Origin of the sequence: Herbaspirillum sp. CF444 (assembly GCF_000282135.1) — a bacterium.
GTDB lineage: Bacteria > Pseudomonadota > Gammaproteobacteria > Burkholderiales > Burkholderiaceae_D > Herbaspirillum.
This window is the reverse complement of record NZ_AKJW01000115.1, coordinates 1-19,905: the sequence shown is the minus strand read 5'-3', so window position 1 is coordinate 19,905 and position 19,905 is coordinate 1. Positions and strand designations below refer to the sequence as shown.

Genomic DNA, 19,905 nt, shown 5'->3' with positions numbered 1-19,905 from the left:
AAAATTTCATTTTTAATAGGGAATGGTGATTGTAGGCAAGCGCCAAACCTCGTACCATGGAGAAACCGTCGCCGGTTTGTAGATTTTTGCCCATGCATGGGCTACATTCCCGATAAGGCCACAATAACTTAAGGATGACACCATGAAAGTCTCTGAAATTCTTAAAGTCAAAGGCAACATTCTCTTCACCGTCACCCCCGACACGCCGATTACGGAAGCCGTGGTGGCGATGGCCGAGAAGGACATCGGCTCTCTGGTGGTCATGGAATTCGGCGAACTGGTCGGTATGCTGACCTTCCGCGAAGTGCTCAAGACCTTGCAGGAAAACAATGGCTCGGTCGGTCCCAATACCGTGCGCAAGCATATGGACGACCATCCGATCACGGTCACTCCCGACACCGACCTCAACGAAGTGCGCCGCATCATGCTGGAAAAGCATGCGCGCTATGTACCGGTGATGGACGCCAAAACGCTGCTGGGCGTGATGTCCTTTTACGACGTCGCCAAGGCCGTGCTCGATGCGCAGGGCTTTGAGAACAAAATGCTCAAGGCCTACATCCGCGACTGGCCGGCCGAGGAAGAAAATAGCTGAATCAACCGCCGGCAGCGCCCTTGAAATCGGGTGCTCCATTTATCCGAGAAACCGTTCATGCCGTCATGAACGGTTTTTTGTTATCCGAACGGCGTCTTTTTGACCGCTTCGTCCAACTTGTCCATCCAGCTTGCTCCATGAGTCAATCCAATCAGTTTTCCCTGCTCGGCCAGCGTCGTTTCGCTCCCTTTTTCTGGACCCAGTTCCTCGGCGCGCTCAATGACAACGTCTTCAAGACGGCGTTGCTGACGATCCTCACCTACGACGCACTGAGCTGGACCACGCTGGACACCGGCCTGCTCAACAACCTGATTCCGGGTTTGTTCATCCTGCCGTTCTTCCTGTTCTCGGCAACGGCGGGGCAACTGGCCGACAAGATGGAAAAAGGCCGGCTGGCGCGCTACGTCAAGCTGCTGGAAATCGTCATCATGGGCATCGCCGCCTATGGCTGGATGACCCATCATCTGTGGCTGCTGGTCGTGGCGGTGGCGGGCATGGGTGTGCATTCGACCATCTTCGGCCCGGTCAAGTACGCCTATCTGCCGCAACAGCTGAAACCGCAGGAGCTGGTCGGCGGCAACGGCGTCATCGAAATGGGCACTTTCGTCGGCATTCTGCTGGGCGAGGTGGTGGGTGCCGTGTTGGTCGTGCAGAAACCGTTCGGGCTGGAGATCATTGCGTTCGTGACCATCGGCTTCGCCATCCTCGGCTGGGTGGCCAGCCTGGCGATCCCGCTGTCCCCTGCGCCTGCGCCGGACCTGAAAATCAACTGGAATCCGTTCTCGGAAATGGTGCGCAACCTGGGCTTCTCGCGCCGCAATCGTCCCGTTTTCCTCTCGATACTCGGCAATTCGTGGTTCTGGTTTTACGGCGCCATCGTGCTGGCGCAATTTCCGTTGTATGCCAAGAATTATCTGCATGGCGACCATGGCGTTTTCGTGTTACTGCTGATGGTGTTCTCGGTGGGGATCGGCGTCGGCTCGCTGCTGTGCGAGCGCCTGTCCGGTCACAAGGTGGAAATCGGCCTGGTGCCGTTCGGCGCCATCGGCCTGTCGGTGTTCGGGCTGGAATTATATTTCGCCAGCGTCAGTTATAGCGCCACGGCCGTCGTCGACATGAGCGGCTTTGTCGCCCAGCACGGCAGCCTGCGCATCCTGTTCGACTGCCTGATGATCGGCGTGTTCGGCGGGCTGTACATCGTGCCGCTGTTTGCACTGATCCAGACGCGCTGCGATCCGCAACATGTCTCGCGCACCATTGCCGGGATGAACATCATGAACTCGCTGTTCATGGTGATAGCGGCCTTGCTGGCGATGGTGCTGCTGCGTTCGGGTTTCACGATTCCGCAGATCTTCCTGATCACGGCGATCCTGAACGCCATCGTGGCGACTTACATCTTCTCGCTGGTGCCGGAATTCCTGATGCGCTTCCTGGCGTGGATGCTGATCCACACCATCCATCGCGTGCGCACCGTCAATGCCGAACTGATTCCCAAGCATGGCGCGGCGGTGCTGGTGTGCAATCACGTCAGCTATGTGGACGCCATCGTGATCATGGCGGCCAGCCCGCGTCCGATCCGTTTCGTCATGGATCACCGCATCTTCAGGACGCCGGTGTTGTCGTGGATCTTCCGCACCGCCAAGGCGATTCCCATCGCGCCGGCCAAGGAGGATCCCTGGCTCATGGAGAAGGCCTATGTCGATATTGCGCAGGCGCTGCACGAGGGCGATCTGGTGTGCATCTTCCCGGAAGGCAAGCTGACCAGCAACGGCGAGATCAACGAGTTCAAGGGCGGCATCAAGAAGATCCTCGACCGCAGCCCGGTGCAGGTGTTTCCGATGGCCTTGCGCGGATTGTGGGGCAGCATGCTCACGCGCGGCAGCGGCAATCCCTTCCATCGCTCGTTCAAGCGCGGCCTGTTTTCGAAGCTGGAGCTGGCGGTGGGCGAGTCGATTCCGGCGCAGCAGGCGACGCCGGAATATTTGCAACAACGCGTGAGCGAGTTGCGTGGTGAATGGAAATAACAAGGGGCTGTTACCAACCAATTTGCGAGTGCGAACGCGCGGCAGGCGACGCCTGCAGCCGTTCCCGAAGAGTTGCTGCCAGCGCGCTTTCTGACAGCAACGCATCTCGCAAATAGACCCCAGGCTGGTAGCTGGTAAAATCACATTTTCAGATCATTCAAAGCAGAGCTTCGTTATGTCCGGCAATACCCTCGGCACGCTGTTTACCGTTACCACCTTCGGCGAATCCCATGGCCCGGCCATCGGCTGCGTGATCGACGGCTGTCCGCCGGGAATGACATTGTCCGAAGCTGACATCCAGCCTGAACTGGACCGTCGCAAGCCGGGCACTTCGCGTCACGTGACGCAGCGCCAGGAACCGGACACCGTGGAAATCCTCTCCGGCGTGTTCGAAGGCAAAACAACGGGTACGCCGATCGCGCTGCTGATCCGCAACCAGGACCAGCGCAGCAAGGACTACGGCAATCTGCTCGAGACCTTCCGCCCCGGTCATGCCGACTACACCTACTGGCACAAATACGGCATCCGCGATCCGCGCGGCGGCGGGCGTTCTTCGGCGCGTCTGACGGCGCCGGTGGTCGGCGCGGCGGCGGTGGCCAAGAAGTGGCTGTTCGAACAATACGGCACCACCTTCAAGGGTTGCATGAGCCAGCTCGGCGACATCGCGATCCCGTTTGAATCGTGGGATCACGTGCGTGAAAATCCTTTCTTCGCCGCCAACGCCACCATCGTTCCCGAGCTTGAAGAGTACATGGACGCGCTGCGCAAGGCCGGCGATTCTTGCGGCGCGCGCATCGACGTCGTGGCGCAAAACGTGCCGGTCGGTCTGGGCGAACCTATTTACGACAAGCTCGATGCGGAAATCGCCTATGCGCTGATGGGCATCAATGCCGTCAAGGGCGTCGAGATCGGCGCCGGTTTCAGATCGGTGGCGCAAAAGGGCACCGAGCACGGCGATGCGCTGACGCCTGACGGTTTCGTCGGCAACAACGCCGGCGGCATTCTGGGCGGAATTTCGACCGGCCAGGACATCACCGCATCGATCGCCATCAAACCGACGTCGAGCATTCGTTCGCCGCGTCCGTCTATCGATAAAGCCGGGCAGCCGACCGAAGTGGAGACGCATGGCCGGCACGACCCTTGCGTCGGCATTCGCGCCACCCCCATCGCCGAAGCCATGCTGGCGCTGGTGTTGATGGATCATGCCTTGCGCCATCGCGCGCAGTGCGGCGACGTCAAGGTAGCGACGCCGCAGATCGCTGCGCAGAAATAAAACGAGATTGCCGACTTTTGAACCGGCGTCAGAACTGAGTCATGGTGAGCAGGTCGAATGACCTGCAACATCGGGGGAATAGCGTGTCAACGATGACAGTCAATGATCATAGCGGCAACTTTTGCAAGCATGGACTCAAGCGTTTCTCCCGCGTATTTTCATCTTTGACGACGGAGACAGCATGGCGTATCGAGCACAGCGTTCACAACAATTTCTTTCCCGGTTTTTTCTGATCGCGGCCGCCTTGGCGCTGACCGCCTGCGAAAGCGTGCAAACCACGCAGGGCGGGGCCGTCGGCATTACCCGCCAGCAAAGCATGATGTTGTCTTCGCAGGAAATCGATACTGCCGCCGTCAAGGAATATGCGCAGGTGCTCGACGAGCAAAGGAAGAAAGGCGCGCTGAATCAGAATGCCGCCCAGCTGCGCCGCGTGCGCGCCATCGCCGATCGCCTGATTCCGCAAACCGCGGCTTTCCGTCCTGATGCCGTCAAGTGGAAGTGGGAAGTCAATGTCATCACCTCGCCTGAAGCCAACGCCTGGTGCATGCCTGGCGGCAAAATCGCGGTCTATACCGGCCTGATTGAAAAACTGAAAATCACCGACGACGAGCTGGCAGCCGTCATGGGGCACGAGATCGCCCACGCCTTGCGCGAACATGCCCGTGAGCGCGCGTCCGAGCAAGCGGTGACGGGGTCGCTGATTTCGATTGGATCCTCGATTCTGGGCGTCGGCGAGCTGGGACAGCAGGGCGCGCAATACGCCTACATGGGCCTGGTCGGATTGCCGAATTCACGCACGCACGAGACCGAAGCCGACCGCATCGGCGTGGAGTTGGCAGCCCGTGCCGGTTACGATCCGCGCGCCGCCATTTCCCTGTGGCAAAAAATGGCGCAGATCGGCGGCAACGAACCGATGAAGTTCATGTCCACCCATCCCTCGCGCGAAGACCGCATCAGCGATCTCACGGTGTATTCGCAACGCGTGATGCCGCTCTACGAACAAAGCAAGAAGACGCGTTGAACGCCATCGGCCGCAAAGCGTTGCGCGGCGTTGCCTTAAAAGCATGGCCATAACCACATTCGCGCCTCGGGAAAGGCGCGTTTATGGCATAATCAAAGGCTCATTTCAACGACTTGCGTAGCTTTTACACGCCCGCATCATCATGCTCAAGACGCTTTACGACAAACTTTGGGAATCTCACGTTGTTCACACCGAACAAGACGGAACGGCCATTTTGTATATCGACCGTCACCTGTTGCATGAAGTGACCAGCCCGCAAGCATTCGAAGGCCTCAAACTGGCAGGTCGCCAGCCATGGCGCAATGCCGCCAACCTGGTGGTGGCCGACCACAACGTGCCGACCACCAATCGCGCCAACGGCATCGCCGACCCGATTTCCCGCCTGCAGGTGGAAACGCTGGACGCCAACGCCAAGGAATACGGCCTGACCTATTTCGGCATGAACGACAAGCGCCAGGGCATCGTCCACGTCATCGGACCTGAGCAAGGCGCCACGCTGCCGGGCATGACCGTGGTGTGCGGCGACTCGCACACGTCCACGCACGGCGCTTTTGCCTGTCTGGCGCACGGCATCGGCACGTCCGAAGTCGAACACGTGCTGGCCACGCAAACGCTGCTTGCGAAAAAATCCAAGGCCATGCTGGTGCAGGTCGACGGCGCACTGCCGAGCGGCGTGACCGCAAAGGACATCGTCCTGGCCGTGATCGGCAAGATCGGTACCGCCGGCGGCACCGGCTACGCCATCGAATTCGCCGGCTCGACCATGCGCTCGCTGACCATGGAGGGCCGCATGACGGTCTGCAACATGGCCATCGAAGCAGGCGCGCGCGCGGGCATGGTTGCCGTTGACGACACCACGATCAATTACCTGAAGGGCCGGCCGTTCGCACCGTCGGGCCCGCATTGGGAGCGCGCCGTGACCTACTGGCGCACGCTGCATTCCGATCCGGGTGCCAAGTTCGACATGGTCGTGACCCTGAACGCTGCCGACATCAAGCCGCAAGTGACTTGGGGCACCTCGCCGGAAATGGTGGTCGCGATCGATAGCCGCGTGCCGGATCCGGACAAGGAAAAAGATGCCACCAAGCGCGACGGCATGGAAAAGGCGCTGGCTTACATGGCGTTGAAGCCCAATACCCCGATCGAAGATATTCGCATCGACAAGGTGTTCATCGGCTCCTGCACCAACTCGCGCATCGAAGATTTGCGCGAAGCGGCGGCGGTGGTGCGCGGCAAGTTCCGTGCTTCCAACGTCAAGCTGGCGATGGTGGTGCCGGGCTCCGGCCTGGTCAAGGAACAAGCCGAACGCGAAGGCCTGGACAAGATTTTCCGCGATGCCGGTTTTGAATGGCGCGAACCGGGCTGCTCGATGTGTCTGGCGATGAACGCCGACCGTCTGGAGCCGGGCGAGCGTTGCGCGTCGACCTCCAACCGCAACTTTGAAGGACGCCAGGGCGCCGGCGGCCGCACGCATCTGGTGAGCCCGGCGATGGCAGCGGCAGCGGGCATCGCAGGACATTTCGTTGATATTCGTTCTTTGTAAAACTATCTCGGTGAAATTATGAAAAAAATAATCGCTTTGGTTTTGTTGGCCGTTTCGATCTTGACGCTGGCTGCGTGCAACACCGTCCACGGTTTCGGCGAGGACGTCGCTAAAGTTGGTGAAAAGATGCAGGACGCGAGCAAGAAGTAATAAGGTAGTGGTGGCGGCAGCCGGTGCGCTTGCATCGCTGCTGCTGATTCGTTTGTTGAAGAGATAAAAGAAATCGGCTGATCCGGATTGCCGCAGGGTGTGGCGGTCCGTCGTCGATAAAAGTGCCATGAATAAATTTATTGTCCATGATGGTCTGGTTGCTCCGCTTGATCGCGCCAACGTCGATACCGACGCGATCATCCCCAAGCAATTCCTGAAATCGATCAAGCGCAGCGGCTTCGGCCCCAACCTGTTCGACGAATGGCGTTACCTCGATCACGGCGAGCCGGGCATGGACAACTCCAAGCGTCCGCTGAACCCGGATTTCGTGCTGAATCAGCCGCGTTATCAAGGTGCGTCGATTCTGATTGCGCGCAAGAATTTCGGTTGCGGTTCTTCGCGCGAACACGCGCCGTGGGCGTTGGATCAATATGGCTTCCGTGCAGTGATTGCGCCGAGCTTTGCCGATATTTTCTTTAACAACTGCTTCAAGAACGGCTTGCTGCCGATCGTGCTGTCGGAACAGCAGATCGACCATCTGTTCGATGAAGTGAAAGCATTCCCGGGCTTCCGCCTGATCATTGATCTGGAAAAACAGATCATTACTACTGCCAACGGTAGTCAGACTTATCCGTTTGAGGTCGGTGAATTCCGTAAATATTGCTTGCTCAACGGCCTGGACGACATCGGTCTGACATTGCGCCAGGCGGACAAAATCCGCGCCTTTGAAGAGCGTCACCTGTACGATCAACCTTGGCTGGCCAATACCATCTGAGAAACAGATCCGCCGCAGGTTTCTGAAGTTTCTGATTAGCCGGATGCCGCATTGCACGGTCGCAAGACCGGAGCAGGTGCAGCAGCCGGCGCTATTATTTTCCAAGACTAGAAGACGACGACATGAAGATTGCAATTTTGCCGGGCGATGGCATCGGTCCAGAAATCATTGAACAAGCAGTGCGCGTGCTCGATACGCTGGGCGAAAAGTTTGAAATGGAAACCGCGCCGGTTGGCGGTGCAGGCTATGAAGCGCACGGTCATCCGCTGCCGGACGGCACGCTGAAGCTGGCCAAGGAAGCCGATGCGATCCTGTTCGGCGCCGTCGGCGACTGGAAGTACGATACGCTGGATCGCCCGCTGCGTCCCGAGCAGGCGATTCTCGGCCTGCGCAAGCACCTGCAGCTGTTCGCCAATTTCCGTCCTGCCATCTGCTATCCGGAACTGACCGGCGCATCGTCGCTGAAGCCTGAACTGGTTGCCGGCCTGGACATCCTGATCGTGCGCGAGCTGAACGGCGACATCTATTTCGGCCAGCCGCGCGGCATGCGCGAAGCGCCGGACGGTCCGTTCAAGGGGGCGCGCGAAGGGTTCGACACCATGCGCTACAGCGAACCGGAAATCCGCCGCATCGCCCACGTTGCCTTCCAGGCTGCGGCCAAGCGCGGCAAGCGTTTGTGCAGCGTCGACAAGGCCAACGTGCTGGAAACCTTCCAGTTCTGGAAAGACATCGTCACCGACGTGCACAAGGAATATCCGCAAGTCGAACTGACGCACATGTACGTTGACAATGCAGCAATGCAATTGGTCAAGGCGCCGAAGAACTTCGACGTTATCGTCACCGGCAACATGTTCGGCGACATCTTGTCGGATGCGGCAGCCATGCTGACCGGATCGATCGGCATGTTGCCGTCGGCGTCGCTGGACGCCAACAACAAGGGTTTGTACGAACCGTCGCACGGTTCGGCGCCCGACATCGCCGGCAAGGGCATCGCCAATCCGCTGGCGACGATTCTGTCGGCGGCAATGATGCTGCGCTTCTCGTTGAACAAGGCTGAGCAGGCCGATCGCATTGAAGCGGCGGTGAAGAAAGTCCTTGCACAAGGCTATCGCACCGGCGATATTTATGAAGAGGGCACCACCAAGGTCGGCACCAGGGAAATGGGCGACGCCGTCGTCAAGGCATTGGGCTAATCGAGGTAGTGGTTTTTTTAACGTAGTTGTTCGTTGTTTATTAATTATGGAAGTCCATTAAATAGGGAAAGATGATGAAACTGGTTGGTTTGGTTGGCTGGCGTGGAATGGTGGGTTCGGTCCTGATGCAACGCATGCAGGACGAGGGTGATTTCGATCACATCGAACCGGTATTTTTTTCGACCTCGAATGCAGGCGGTAAAGCACCGTCGTTCGCCAAAACGGCAACGACGCTGAAAGACGCCAACAGCATTGACGAGCTGAAAAAATGCGACATCATTATTACCGCGCAGGGCGGCGACTACACCACCGAAATCTTCCCCAAGCTGCGCGCAGCGGGCTGGAACGGTTACTGGATCGATGCGGCGTCGACTCTGCGCATGAAGGACGACGCCGTGATCGTGCTCGATCCGGTCAACGATAACGTCATCAAGGATGCGCTGGCCAAGGGCGTCAAGAACTACATCGGCGGCAACTGCACCAACTCCATCCTGCTGATGGGCGTGGGCGGCCTGTTCAAGGAAGGCCTGGTCGAGTGGGTCAGTTCCATGACCTATCAGGCGGCTTCCGGCGGCGGCGCCAACCACATGCGCGAGCTGTTGAAGGGCATGGGCGTGATCAGCGCAGCCGTGGCCGATGAACTGGCGACGCCGTCGTCGGCGATTCTGGACATCGACCGCAAGGTCGCCAAGACCATCCGCGAAGACGTGCCGACCGAGTACTTCGGCGCGCCGCTGGCGGGCGGCCTGATCCCATGGATCGACGCGCAGCTGGAAAACGGCCAGTCGAAGGAAGAGTGGAAGGGCCAGGCTGAAGTCAACAAGATCCTCGGCAACGAGAAGATCATCCCTGTCGACGGTCTGTGCGTGCGCATCGGCGCAATGCGTTGCCATAGCCTGGCATTGACCATCAAGCTCAAGCGCGACCTGCCGCTGGCCGACATCGAATCCATCATCCGTGCGGGCAACCAATGGGTGAAATGGGTGCCGAACGATCGCGCCATCACGGTCAAGGAACTGACGCCGGCATCCATCACCGGCAGTCTGGAAATCGGCGTCGGCCGCGTGCGCAAGCTGAACCAGGGACCGGAATACATTTCCGCGTTCGTGATCGGCGACCAGTTGCTGTGGGGAGCTGCAGAGCCGCTGCGTCGTATGTTGCGCATCATTCTGGGCAAATAATTGCGCGGAAGGGCTGACCTTCCGTTGTCAATTTGCAACGCAAACCCGTCAAACATTCCTTCATCGGAATGTTGACGGGTTTTGACCATCTTGAGAACTTGGTTACACTTGCAGGCCTAAGTTCTTGATGATATGTTGAAAATCAGAATTTATCTCATCACTGTCAACAATCCGGTCATTAAAGCCCCTTACTATGAGGGATGTGCAAATCCATTGCTTCATGGCACTGGAGGGCTTTGGTTGAGTTGTCGATTTTTTGATTGTCATCGATGAAATAAATTTTGGTCTTCAGGCCTTCTTTAGTAGAACGTCTATCTAAAACCATACAAACATGCCTCTATACACTGATAACAAGTTTGCGCTGTCCCGTCTGAAAAAACTGAGTGCCGCCGTGACCCTGGCATTGGCGCTGCCCATGGCGGCGCATGCCGCCGGACTGGGCAAGCTCACGGTGCTCTCGTCGCTGGGGCAGCCGCTGCGCGCGGAAATCGAGTTGAACTCGGTGTCGAAAGAGGAAGAGGGCGCGCTGGTCGCCCGACTCGCACCGGCGGACGCTTTCAAGAAGGCCAACATCGATTTCAATCCGGTGCTGTCGTCGCTGCGTTTTTCGGTTGAGCAACGCCAAGGCAAGCAACTGATCCGCATCAGCTCGTCGCAGGCGATCAACGAGCCCTTCGTCGATTTGTTGCTGGAGTTGAGCGGCGGCGGTTCGCGCCTGGTGCGTGAATACACCTTCCTGCTCGATCCGCCGGATATGCGCAAGCCGCAAAGTGCACAAGCGGCGCCCGCAACTCCTCCCGTAACTCCGCCCGCAGCAGCGCCTGCCGCCAAACCTGCAGCGAATGCTCCGGCCGCTGTTGCCGTACCGGCGAAGCCGGCGGCCGCATCGGCGCCGGCAGCGACTCCTGCGCCGGCTGCGGCAGTAGCAGCCATCAACAACAGCGATGAAGAACCAACGTCCAGGATTGTCACGAAATCCGCTCCTTCCAGCCAGGCGGAAGAGCTGATTCGCAACGGACGCAGCGGCGACCAGAACGGTTTGACCAATGCGCCGGTACCGGCTGCCGTGGCGGAAAAGACCGTACCGGCGAAGACCGAGGTCAAAGCGGAGGAGTCCGCAGCAACGCCTGCAGTCGCTTCCGGCAAGCGCGGCAAGGCCGGTAAAGGCAGCGCCGCCAAGCAGGACGCCAAAACGGACGGCAAGACCTACCATGTGAAGGAAGGCGATACGCTGGCGGAAATCGCCAATCGCACCAAAGACAATACGGTGTCGCTGGACCAGATGCTGGTCGCTTTGTACCGCGCCAATCCGGATGCCTTCATCGGCGACAACATTAATCGTTTGCGCGCCGGTCGTGTGTTGTCGGTGCCGGATGCGGCAACCGCAGGCGCTGTGGACAAGGGCGAAGCGCGCACCACCGTGGTGGCGCAGGCGCAGGATTTCAACGCTTATCGCAATAAGTTGGCCGGTCAGGTCGCCAATGGCCCTTCCCGCAAAGCAGGCGATACCAAGCAAAGCAGCAGTGGCAAAGTGACGGCGCGCGTGGAAGAAAAATCCGGCACGGGCGATGCCAAGGACAAGCTGCAGCTTTCCAAGGCCGGCGCAAACGATCGCGTTGCAGCCGAGAAGGCCGCCGCCGAGGAAAAAATCGCCGCCGACAAGGCGATCGCCGAAGCGAACGAGCGCGTCAAGGCGCTCGAGAAAAACGTCAGCGATTTGCAAAAACTGCTCGAGATCAAGAACAAGTCCCTGGCGGAAATGAGCGAGCAGCAAAAGATGGCTGTCGCCAAGCCGGAAACGCCTGCGCCGCAACCGGCCCCGGCAGCCGCAGCCAAGCCTGAGGAAAAGCCGGCGGAAGCGAAACCTGCCGAAGCGCCTGCCGAGCAACCTAAACCGGAAACACCGGCGCCCGTCGCTGCGCCTGCCCCGGCAGCAACGCCTGAGCAGGTCAAGCCGAAGGCCGCCGTGCCTGCCCCGGCAGCCAAAGCCAATTTCTTCGACAACATCCAGGACAATCCTTTCGTCTTGCCAGGCGCGGGCGCCTTGGTCGCATTGCTCGCAGGATGGGGCGTGGTGCGCGTTCGCAATAATCGGAAGAAAGCGGCAACTGCCGCCTCCGCCGATGCAGACAAGGAGGATGAGCCGGCGAAGGCAGCCAAAGAACCTGAGCCGACTCCAGAAACCACCGCGACCGCGGCGGAGATTGAAACCACCCCCGAAGCCGTCGTCGCGACCGCTCCCGAGGCGGTGCCTGAAGTGGCCGCTGCGGCAGACGCCGTTGATCCGATCTCGGAAGCGGACATGTACATTTCCTATGGCCGCGACGAGCAGGCCGAGGACATCTTGCGCCTGGCGCTGAAGACCGATCCGAACCGCCAGGCCATTCGTTTGAAGCTGCTGGAAATCTATTCCAAGCGTCAGGATGTCGAAGGCTTCAATGACATCGCCAGGGAGCTGCATGGCGCCACCGGCGGCATCGGCGACGAGTGGGCGCAGGCTGCTGCCATGGGCATCGTGCTTGATCCGACTAACCCGCTGTACGGCGGCTCTTCTGCCGAAGACGTTGAGCAAGCCGAGGAAGCGCCGGCGGCACCGATGGTCGAGAAGGCGCCGGAACCTGAGCCACCTGCTCCGGAAGAGCAAGGCCTGGAATTTGACCTGGACGACTTCAAGAGCGCGGAAATCCAGCCGGGTGCGGCACCGCTCGCCGATATCGGCAGCAAGATCGACTTCGATCTGGAGCTTGACGGCGGCAAGGCCGGCGGCGATGAGGCTGGGGCGGACGATTTGCCGAAGGCTTCGCCTGCGGTCAACAATATCGATCTCGATTTGCCTGAGCCGGTCGAAGCGCCGAAGCCCGATGTACTGGAAGACGACGAGTCCGCCTTTGCCTCCGAAATGTCGACCAAGCTGGATCTGGCTGCGGCATATCAGGAAATCGGCGACAAGGAAGGCGCGCGTGAACTGCTGGATGAGGTTATCCGCGGCGGCAGTGACAGTCAGGTTGAGCGCGCCAGGGAGATGTTGTCCAAGCTGTCGTAAGCAGGAAGTCGTACCCTGCATGACGACTGGTCCGGAGACGGGCGCCGACGCTGGCGCCCGTTTTGCTTTTTTTGATGCACGCTAGACATAAGGTATTGGCAATAACCCAGAAACGAATTACCGTGACCGAATTAACTCTTCCCATTTCTGCCGAACTGCAAGCAAGTGCAGATACCGAGTCTTCAATGCATGCGGCGGAATCTTCGCGTCCCATGCGCCGCATCGTGCTGGGCATCCAATACGACGGCAATTCCTGGCAGGGCTGGCAGACCCAGCCGCATGGCCTGACAGTGCAAGACAAACTGGAGGCCGCGCTGAAGCAATTCACGCTGGTCGGCATCGATACCACTTGCGCCGGCCGTACGGATTCCGGCGTGCACGCGCTGGAACAAGTCGTGCATTTCGACACCGACATCGTGCGCGACAAGTTCTCGTGGGTGCGTGGCGTCAATGCCTTTTTGCCATCGTCGATTGCCGTGCGCTGGGCTTGCGAGTTGCCGGCGGAGGACGGTCCCGGGCGCACCGCCGCCGAGCGTGAAGGCGGCTTCCATGCACGCTTCAGCGCCACGGCGCGCACCTATCACTATGTGTTGTACAACCACGCGGTGCGCTCTCCTTTACTGACCGGCAAGGCCGGCTGGACCTTTCGACCGCTGGACGCGGCCCTGATGCAGCAGGCGGCGGATCATCTGGTCGGCGAGCACGATTTCACCGCGTTTCGCGCCGTGGAATGCCAAGCCAAGTCGCCGGTGCGCACCATGGAGTCGCTGCAGGTGCGCCGCCACGGCGACATGATCGTTTTTACGCTGAAAGCCAATGCCTTCCTGCATCACATGGTGCGCAACATCGTCGGTTCGCTGATTTTTGTCGGTAGCGGCCGGCAGCCGCCGGAGTGGATCGCCCAGGTGCTGGCGCAGAAGGACCGCAGCCGTGCCGCACCCACTTTCATGCCGGACGGTTTGTATCTGGCCAAAGTCGATTATCCGGTGTACTGGGCGCTGCCGCAGGAAGAGGCATCCTGGCCCTGGCTGTAACCCGGCTCCGGATCGGTTAGACTAGCGCTCTCGTTATCCTGTCTTGCCACGTTCTCTCACGACCTCATCCAGCAACCATGCACAGGACCAGAATCAAGATTTGCGGCCTGACCCGCGCCGAAGACGTTGCCGCCGCCGTGGCGGCAGGCGCGGACGCGGTCGGCTTCGTGTTTTACGCCAAGAGCCCGCGCTACATCGCAGCCCCGGCAGCGGCGGAACTGATCCGGCAAGTGCCGCCCTTCGTTTCGACGGTGGGATTGTTCGTCAATGCCGGTGCCGAGGAAGTCGGCGCCGTGCTGGAGCAGGCGCCCTTGTCGCTGTTGCAATTCCACGGCGACGAGACGCCGGAGCAGTGCGCCGCGATTGCGCAAGCCGTCAAACGGCCTTTTATGCGCGCAGCACGCATCGGAAGCTCGACCACGCCTGAGGATTTGATAAAATACGAACAGGATTATCGTTCCGCCAGTCCCTTTTTCACGGGGCTCTTGCTCGACACCCTGGTCGAGCAATACGGCGGCAGCGGAAAGGTTTTCGATTGGTCTCTCATTCCAGAAGAACTCGCGCCTCGGGTCGTTTTAAGTGGTGGCTTGAGCGTACAAAACGCGACTGACGCGGTGCAGCGCGTGCGCCCGCACGCCGTCGACATCAGCAGCGGTGTCGAGCAAGCCAAGGGCATCAAGGATGCCGCCAGGATTGCCGCTTTCATCAGCGCGGTCCGATTGGCGGACAAAGCCTGATTTGCCATCCCTGATCCCGGCAGCCATCTCACCAGAACACTAGAGGAATACCCATGAAAGAATTGAATCCGCTCGGCAACTTCTCCGAGCGCCAGCCCATTGCGGCTGCGGCCTTGCATCAGACCGCGCCTTACAACCTGCCGGACGCGCGCGGCCATTTCGGTCAATACGGCGGCAGCTTCGCATCGGAAACCCTGACGCATGCGCTGACCGAACTGCGCGAAGCGTATGCGCACTACCAGAACGATGAACAATTCCTGGCGGAATTCCATACCGAACTGAAACATTTCGTCGGTCGTCCGAGCCCGGTGTATCACGCCAAGCGCTGGTCCGAACTGGCGGGCGGCGCGCAGATTTATTTCAAGCGCGAAGACCTGAACCACACCGGCGCCCACAAGATCAACAACGTCATCGGCCAGGCCTTGCTCGCCAAGCGCATGGGCAAGAAGCGCATCATCGCCGAGACCGGCGCCGGCCAGCACGGCGTGGCGACGGCAACGATCTGTGCGCGCTTCGGCATGGAGTGCATCGTCTACATGGGCAGCGAAGACGTCAAACGCCAGTTGCAGAACGTCTATCGCATGAACCTGCTGGGCGCGAAAGTCGTGCCGGTAGAATCCGGTTCCAAGACGCTCAAGGATGCGCTCAACGAAGCGATGCGCGACTGGGTCACCAACGTCGAAAGCACCTTCTACATCATCGGCACGGTCGCCGGTCCGCATCCCTATCCGATGATGGTGCGCGACTTCCAGTCCGTGATCGGCAACGAATGCATCGTGCAGATGCCCGAAATCGCCAGCCGCCAGCCGGACTACGTGGTGGCGGCCGTCGGCGGCGGCTCCAACGCGATGGGCATCTTCTATCCCTACATCGATTATCAGGACGTCAAGCTGGTCGGCGTCGAGGCGGCCGGCGACGGTCTCGACACCGGCCGTCATTCGGCTTCGCTGACGCTGGGTTCGCCGGGCGTGCTGCACGGCAATCGCACCTACCTGCTGCAGGATGAAAACGGCCAGATCATGGAAACCCACTCGGTCTCGGCCGGTCTCGACTATCCGGGCGTGGGCCCCGAGCACTCCTGGCTGAAAGACAGCGGCCGCGCCAGCTATGAATGCATCACCGACGACGAGGCGCTGGCGGCGTTCAATACCTGCTGCCGCATCGAAGGCATCATCCCGGCGCTGGAGTCGAGCCATGCGCTGGCCTACGCCGCCAAGCTGGCGGCGACTTTGCCGAAGGACAAGATCGTGCTGGCCAATCTGTCCGGACGCGGCGACAAGGACATGCATACTGTTCAGCAACGCCAGGGTTAAATAAGCTTAATAAAAAGGCTCAGCAAAAGGCTCCAGCTCTGCATACGACCAGCGGACTCATAATCCGTTGGTCGTAAGCTGCAAAAACAAAGCAGGGCTGGCCGCATCGACGAACAACACATTCCAACACCATGTCCCGTATCCAATCTACTTTCACTGCGCTGGCCGCAGCCAACAAGAAGGCGCTGATCACCTTCATCACCGCCGGCGATCCGGCGCCCGAACTGACCGTGCCGCTGTTGCATGCGCTGGTCGCCGGCGGCGTCGATATCCTTGAACTCGGGGTGCCTTTTTCGGATCCCATGGCGGAAGGTCCGGTCATCCAGCGGGCCTGCGAGCGCGCACTGAAATTCAACATCAGCACGCGCGACGTGTTGGCTTGCGTGCGCGAGTTTCGCAAGACCAACGCGACCACGCCGGTGGTACTGATGGGGTATGCCAATCCGCTCGAACGCTTCGGCGTCGATGCCTTCATTGCCGCGGCGAAAGAGGCGGGCGTGGACGGCACCATCATCGTGGATTATCCGCCGGAAGAGTGCGAAGAGTTCGCGCAAAAGATGCAGGCGCAGGGCCTCGATCCGATTTTCCTGCTGGCGCCGACGTCGACCGACGAGCGCATCCGGCAAGTCGCCAAGGTCAGCAGCGGATTCTGCTACTACGTCTCGCTGAAGGGCGTGACCGGCGCCGGCAACATCGATACCGCTGAAGTAGCCAAGCGCATTGCCGAAATACGCAAGCACGTCAAATTGCCGATCGGCGTCGGTTTCGGCATCCGCGACGGCGCCACCGCCAAGGCGGTGAGCCAGGTTTCGGATGCGGTCGTGATCGGCAGCCGGATCATTCAGGAACTGGAAAACACGCCGCGCGAGCGCGCTGTGGAAGCGGTTCAGGCCTTCGTGACGGATATCCGCAAGGCCATGGACGCGTAAGAACCAGCCCAAAGTCTTACTGCGAGGCCATGATCTGGCGTCGTCCGGTGCTCGAAATCCTCATGTACTGAAGTACATTCCAAGGGTTTCAACTGGGCTCCGTTCCGGGGGCCGCCAGCTGATGGTCTCTCGCTACAGACTTGAGCAGGTTCTGGTTGTCGAAAGGACCCTGCTGTGGCTGTAAAGTTGTTGAAAATTACTAAAAAGCAATCAAATCATCGTCTCCGGTTGCGCGTCTTCGGCTCTGGTACAATGCGCCACCGGAAATTAGAAAGAGGTTTCTATGAGCTGGCTAGAGAAATTACTCCCGCCTCAAATTCAACGTAGCGATTCCGCAAGCCGGAAGTCGATACCCGAAGGTTTATGGGTCAAGTGCCCGTCCTGCGAAGCAGTACTTTATCGCACCGACCTGGAATCCAATCTCCACGTTTGCCCCAAGTGCAGCCATCACATGCGTATCCGCGCCCGTGCGCGCCTGGACGCATTGCTCGACGAAGGCGGCCGTTATGAAATCGGCCAGGAAGCCCTGCCGGTCGACACGCTCAAGTTCAAAGACAGCAAGAAATACCCTGATCGTCTGAAAGACGCGCTGGAATCCACCGGCGAAACCGATGCCATGGTCGTCATGGGCGGCGCCATCATGACCCTGCCGGTCGTGGTTGCCTGCTTCGAATTCGAATTCATGGGCGGTTCCATGGGCTCCGTGGTCGGCGAGCGTTTCGCCCGCGGCGCGCAAATGGCGCTGGAGCAAAAAGTGCCGTTCATCTGCATCACCGCCACCGGCGGTGCGCGCATGCAGGAAGGCTTGTTGTCATTGATGCAAATGGCCAAGACCACTTCCATGCTGACCAAGCTGTCCGAGAAGAAGTTGCCCTTTATCAGCGTGCTGACCGATCCGACCATGGGCGGCGTGTCGGCATCGTTCGCCTTCATGGGCGACGTCGTGATGGCCGAGCCGAAAGCCCTGATCGGCTTCGCCGGTCCGCGCGTGATCGAGAACACCGTGCGCGAAAAGTTGCCGGAAGGCTTCCAGCGCTCCGAGTTCCTCGTGACCAAGGGCGCCATCGACATGATCGTCGACCGTCGCAAGATGCGCGAAGAAATCGCACGTTTGCTGGCATTGCTGCAAAATCAGGCGGCCGAAACCGTTTCCTGATCGCGATGCCATAGACAGATCGCAGACCACAGACCCGGACTTGTCGTCCTTCAACGCAAGTTCGGGTTTTTGCTTTTAAGTCATTCAAGCTCATTCAATCTCGTTCATCGAGCTCCCCGGCTCCATGCAGGTCATCTCGGATTCACTGTAGATTCAACTCATGCAAGCGCAAGCAAAACCTTCCACCCTGGCCGAATGGCTGACCCTCCTGGAAACCCGTCACAGCAAGGCCATCGACATGGGCCTCGAGCGCGTCGGCAAGGTCAAGGAACAGCTCGACATCCGTTTCGATTGCCCCGTCATCACGGTGGCGGGCACCAACGGCAAAGGCTCGACCTGCGCCATGCTGGAGTCGATCCTGATGCGCGCAGGTTATCGCGTGGGTTTGTACATCAAGCCGCATTTCCTGCATTTCAACGAGCGCGCCCGCGTCGAAGGCGTGCCGGCATCCGACGCCGCGCTGATCGCCGCGTTTGAGGCGGTGGAAGAAAAGCGCGGCGATATTTCGCTGACCTATTTCGAATTCACCACGCTGGCCATCATGAAGTTGCTGGCGGACGCCAGAATGGACGTCGTGATCCTCGAAGTCGGTCTGGGCGGCCGTCTGGACGCCGTCAACGTCATCGACGCCGACGTCGGCATCGTCACCAGCATCGACATTGATCACACCGAATATCTCGGCACCACGCGCGAAGAAATCGGTTTCGAGAAAGCCGGCATCTATCGCGCCGGCAAGACCGCGATCTGCGGCGATCCGGTGCCGCCGCAGTCGCTGATCAGGCATGCGGAAGCCATCGGCGCCGATCTGTGGCTGATGGGCCGCGATTTCAACTATCAGGGCGACAAGCAGCAGTGGGCCTACGGCGGTCGCGCTCAGCGCCGCAATTCGCTGGCGTATCCGAGCCTGCGCGGCGCCAACCAGTTGCTCAACGCGTCCGCTGCGCTGGCGGCGCTGGAAGCCTTGCGCGACGTATTGCCTATCGGCGCGCAAGAAGTGCGCACCGGCCTTGCCACGGTCGAGTTGCCGGGGCGTTTCCAGGTCTTGCCGGGCCAGCCGCTGGTGATCCTCGATGTCGCGCACAACCCGCACGCCGCCGCCACGCTGGCGCAAAATCTCGACAACATGGGTTTCCATCCCTATACCTACGCGGTGTTCGGCTCCATGCTGGACAAGGACATCGAAGGCGTCATCAATCAGCTCAAGGGCAAGATCGATCACTGGTGCGTCACCGGCTTGCCGTTGCCGCGCGCGGCGACGGCGCAGCAATTGAAGGACAAATTGCTGGAAGCGGGCGTGGAGCCGGAATTCAAGCCCGACGCGGCCTGCACCATCGAAACCTTCGATACGCCCGCTGCCGCATTCGCAAATGCACAGAGCAGAGCTACCGAGAATGATAGAATTGTGGTTTTCGGATCCTTCCTCACCGTTGCGGGTGTAATGGAAGCCCGCAAGCCGGAATTGCATTGAGTTCTATCGTTTTGTTCCGGTTGGCCGCCATCGGCTGCAGCGTGCATTTGTCATCGGCATTTTTCAGACCACCTTACATAGATCAGCATGGGCTTGTTCTCGTTTTTTCGTAAAAACAAGCAGGAATCTGCTTCCGGTCAGGGCGAATTCCTCTCGCGTTCCGCAGGAGAGTCGTCGGCCGCACAGAGCAGCCGCAACAGCCGCAGCGCCGGAAACTCCCGCAAGTCCAGCAGAGCCGGCAAGGATGAGTCCGTCGACCCCGTACTGCCGGAAAAGAAGCGCGCGCGCCGCCGCCTGATCGGCGCCGTTGCCCTGGTGCTGGCGGTGGTCATCGTGTTGCCGATGATCCTCGATTCCGAGCCGCGCCCGCTGGCTGACGATATTGCGATCCAGATTCCCTCCAAGGACGGCAAGGACGCCGCCAAGGATGCCGTTGCAGATGCCAAGCCGGCAGCGGCAGCGGCAGCCGCACA

General features: G+C 59.8%; 16 protein-coding genes and 1 pseudogene. All 17 read left to right on the top strand.

Going from position 1 to position 19,905, the window contains the following annotated elements; all coding sequences use genetic code 11:
- The first annotated feature begins 142 nt into the window (after nucleotides 1-142).
- Entirely contained in the window at nucleotides 143-592 is a 450-nt protein-coding gene (locus PMI16_RS23390; protein ID WP_007884186.1) for a CBS domain-containing protein, read from the top strand.
- A gap of 137 nt (nucleotides 593-729) precedes the next feature.
- Entirely contained in the window at nucleotides 730-2,616 is a 1,887-nt protein-coding gene (locus tag PMI16_RS23385; RefSeq protein ID WP_007884185.1) for an MFS transporter, read from the top strand.
- 175 nt (nucleotides 2,617-2,791) lie between these two features.
- Nucleotides 2,792-3,889, top strand: coding sequence for a chorismate synthase (gene aroC / locus PMI16_RS23380; protein WP_007884184.1), 1,098 nt, complete (start codon nucleotides 2,792-2,794; stop codon nucleotides 3,887-3,889).
- A 181-nt stretch (nucleotides 3,890-4,070) separates the two neighbouring features.
- Nucleotides 4,071-4,910, top strand: coding sequence for a M48 family metallopeptidase (locus PMI16_RS23375; protein ID WP_007884183.1), 840 nt, complete (start codon nucleotides 4,071-4,073; stop codon nucleotides 4,908-4,910).
- 142 nt (nucleotides 4,911-5,052) lie between these two features.
- Nucleotides 5,053-6,453, top strand: coding sequence for a 3-isopropylmalate dehydratase large subunit (gene leuC, locus PMI16_RS23370; protein WP_007884182.1), 1,401 nt, complete (start codon nucleotides 5,053-5,055; stop codon nucleotides 6,451-6,453).
- Between the two features lie 18 nt (nucleotides 6,454-6,471).
- Nucleotides 6,472-6,603, top strand: a complete 132-nt coding sequence (locus PMI16_RS23365; RefSeq protein ID WP_034382037.1) for an entericidin A/B family lipoprotein — start codon at nucleotides 6,472-6,474, stop codon at nucleotides 6,601-6,603.
- Between the two features lie 127 nt (nucleotides 6,604-6,730).
- Nucleotides 6,731-7,378 carry a 3-isopropylmalate dehydratase small subunit gene (gene leuD / locus PMI16_RS23360; RefSeq protein ID WP_034382034.1) on the top strand — a complete coding sequence of 216 codons (648 nt, stop codon included), beginning with the start codon at nucleotides 6,731-6,733 and terminating at the stop codon, nucleotides 7,376-7,378.
- Between the two features lie 122 nt (nucleotides 7,379-7,500).
- On the top strand, nucleotides 7,501-8,571 hold the full coding sequence (gene leuB, locus PMI16_RS23355; RefSeq protein WP_007884179.1) for a 3-isopropylmalate dehydrogenase: 1,071 nt from the start codon (nucleotides 7,501-7,503) through the stop codon (nucleotides 8,569-8,571).
- A gap of 74 nt (nucleotides 8,572-8,645) precedes the next feature.
- On the top strand, nucleotides 8,646-9,752 hold the full coding sequence (asd, locus tag PMI16_RS23350; RefSeq protein WP_007884178.1) for an aspartate-semialdehyde dehydrogenase: 1,107 nt from the start codon (nucleotides 8,646-8,648) through the stop codon (nucleotides 9,750-9,752).
- Nucleotides 9,753-10,083: 331 nt separating this feature from the next.
- Nucleotides 10,084-12,795, top strand: a complete 2,712-nt coding sequence (locus PMI16_RS23345) for a FimV/HubP family polar landmark protein (protein ID WP_007884175.1) — start codon at nucleotides 10,084-10,086, stop codon at nucleotides 12,793-12,795.
- Nucleotides 12,796-12,980: 185 nt separating this feature from the next.
- Entirely contained in the window at nucleotides 12,981-13,829 is an 849-nt protein-coding gene (gene truA / locus PMI16_RS23340; protein WP_007884174.1) for a tRNA pseudouridine(38-40) synthase TruA, read from the top strand.
- A gap of 77 nt (nucleotides 13,830-13,906) precedes the next feature.
- Complete coding sequence (locus tag PMI16_RS23335; RefSeq protein ID WP_007884173.1) at nucleotides 13,907-14,566, top strand: phosphoribosylanthranilate isomerase; 660 nt, start codon at nucleotides 13,907-13,909, stop codon at nucleotides 14,564-14,566.
- Nucleotides 14,567-14,619: 53 nt separating this feature from the next.
- Nucleotides 14,620-15,879 (top strand): tryptophan synthase subunit beta, encoded by a 1,260-nt coding sequence (gene trpB, locus PMI16_RS23330; protein ID WP_007884172.1) that lies wholly within the window; start codon nucleotides 14,620-14,622, stop codon nucleotides 15,877-15,879.
- Between the two features lie 131 nt (nucleotides 15,880-16,010).
- A complete protein-coding gene (gene trpA, locus PMI16_RS23325; RefSeq protein ID WP_007884171.1) occupies nucleotides 16,011-16,808 on the top strand; it encodes a tryptophan synthase subunit alpha in 798 nt (265 codons plus the stop codon).
- A gap of 283 nt (nucleotides 16,809-17,091) precedes the next feature.
- Nucleotides 17,092-17,964, top strand: coding sequence for an acetyl-CoA carboxylase, carboxyltransferase subunit beta (gene accD, locus PMI16_RS23320; protein ID WP_007884170.1), 873 nt, complete (start codon nucleotides 17,092-17,094; stop codon nucleotides 17,962-17,964).
- Nucleotides 17,965-18,124: 160 nt separating this feature from the next.
- Nucleotides 18,125-19,432, top strand: coding sequence for a bifunctional tetrahydrofolate synthase/dihydrofolate synthase (folC, locus tag PMI16_RS23315; RefSeq protein WP_007884169.1), 1,308 nt, complete (start codon nucleotides 18,125-18,127; stop codon nucleotides 19,430-19,432).
- A gap of 87 nt (nucleotides 19,433-19,519) precedes the next feature.
- Nucleotides 19,520-19,905: pseudogene (locus PMI16_RS23310) on the top strand (SPOR domain-containing protein); the annotation flags it as partial.

What these genes read in the sequence shown, in the direction of transcription:
- trpA (WP_007884171.1), top strand. Translation starts at nt 16,011, where the DNA reads ATGTCCCGTATCCAATCTACTTTCACTGCGCTGGCCGCAGCCAACAAG.
- PMI16_RS23385 (WP_007884185.1), top strand. Translation starts at nt 730, where the DNA reads ATGAGTCAATCCAATCAGTTTTCCCTGCTCGGCCAGCGTCGTTTCGCT.
- leuB (WP_007884179.1), top strand. Translation starts at nt 7,501, where the DNA reads ATGAAGATTGCAATTTTGCCGGGCGATGGCATCGGTCCAGAAATCATT.
- accD (WP_007884170.1), top strand. Translation starts at nt 17,092, where the DNA reads ATGAGCTGGCTAGAGAAATTACTCCCGCCTCAAATTCAACGTAGCGAT.
- aroC (WP_007884184.1), top strand. Translation starts at nt 2,792, where the DNA reads ATGTCCGGCAATACCCTCGGCACGCTGTTTACCGTTACCACCTTCGGC.
- PMI16_RS23365 (WP_034382037.1), top strand. Translation starts at nt 6,472, where the DNA reads ATGAAAAAAATAATCGCTTTGGTTTTGTTGGCCGTTTCGATCTTGACG.
- PMI16_RS23345 (WP_007884175.1), top strand. Translation starts at nt 10,084, where the DNA reads ATGCCTCTATACACTGATAACAAGTTTGCGCTGTCCCGTCTGAAAAAA.
- trpB (WP_007884172.1), top strand. Translation starts at nt 14,620, where the DNA reads ATGAAAGAATTGAATCCGCTCGGCAACTTCTCCGAGCGCCAGCCCATT.
- truA (WP_007884174.1), top strand. Translation starts at nt 12,981, where the DNA reads ATGCATGCGGCGGAATCTTCGCGTCCCATGCGCCGCATCGTGCTGGGC.
- folC (WP_007884169.1), top strand. Translation starts at nt 18,125, where the DNA reads ATGCAAGCGCAAGCAAAACCTTCCACCCTGGCCGAATGGCTGACCCTC.
- asd (WP_007884178.1), top strand. Translation starts at nt 8,646, where the DNA reads ATGAAACTGGTTGGTTTGGTTGGCTGGCGTGGAATGGTGGGTTCGGTC.
- leuC (WP_007884182.1), top strand. Translation starts at nt 5,053, where the DNA reads ATGCTCAAGACGCTTTACGACAAACTTTGGGAATCTCACGTTGTTCAC.
- PMI16_RS23335 (WP_007884173.1), top strand. Translation starts at nt 13,907, where the DNA reads ATGCACAGGACCAGAATCAAGATTTGCGGCCTGACCCGCGCCGAAGAC.
- PMI16_RS23375 (WP_007884183.1), top strand. Translation starts at nt 4,071, where the DNA reads ATGGCGTATCGAGCACAGCGTTCACAACAATTTCTTTCCCGGTTTTTT.
- PMI16_RS23390 (WP_007884186.1), top strand. Translation starts at nt 143, where the DNA reads ATGAAAGTCTCTGAAATTCTTAAAGTCAAAGGCAACATTCTCTTCACC.
- leuD (WP_034382034.1), top strand. Translation starts at nt 6,731, where the DNA reads ATGAATAAATTTATTGTCCATGATGGTCTGGTTGCTCCGCTTGATCGC.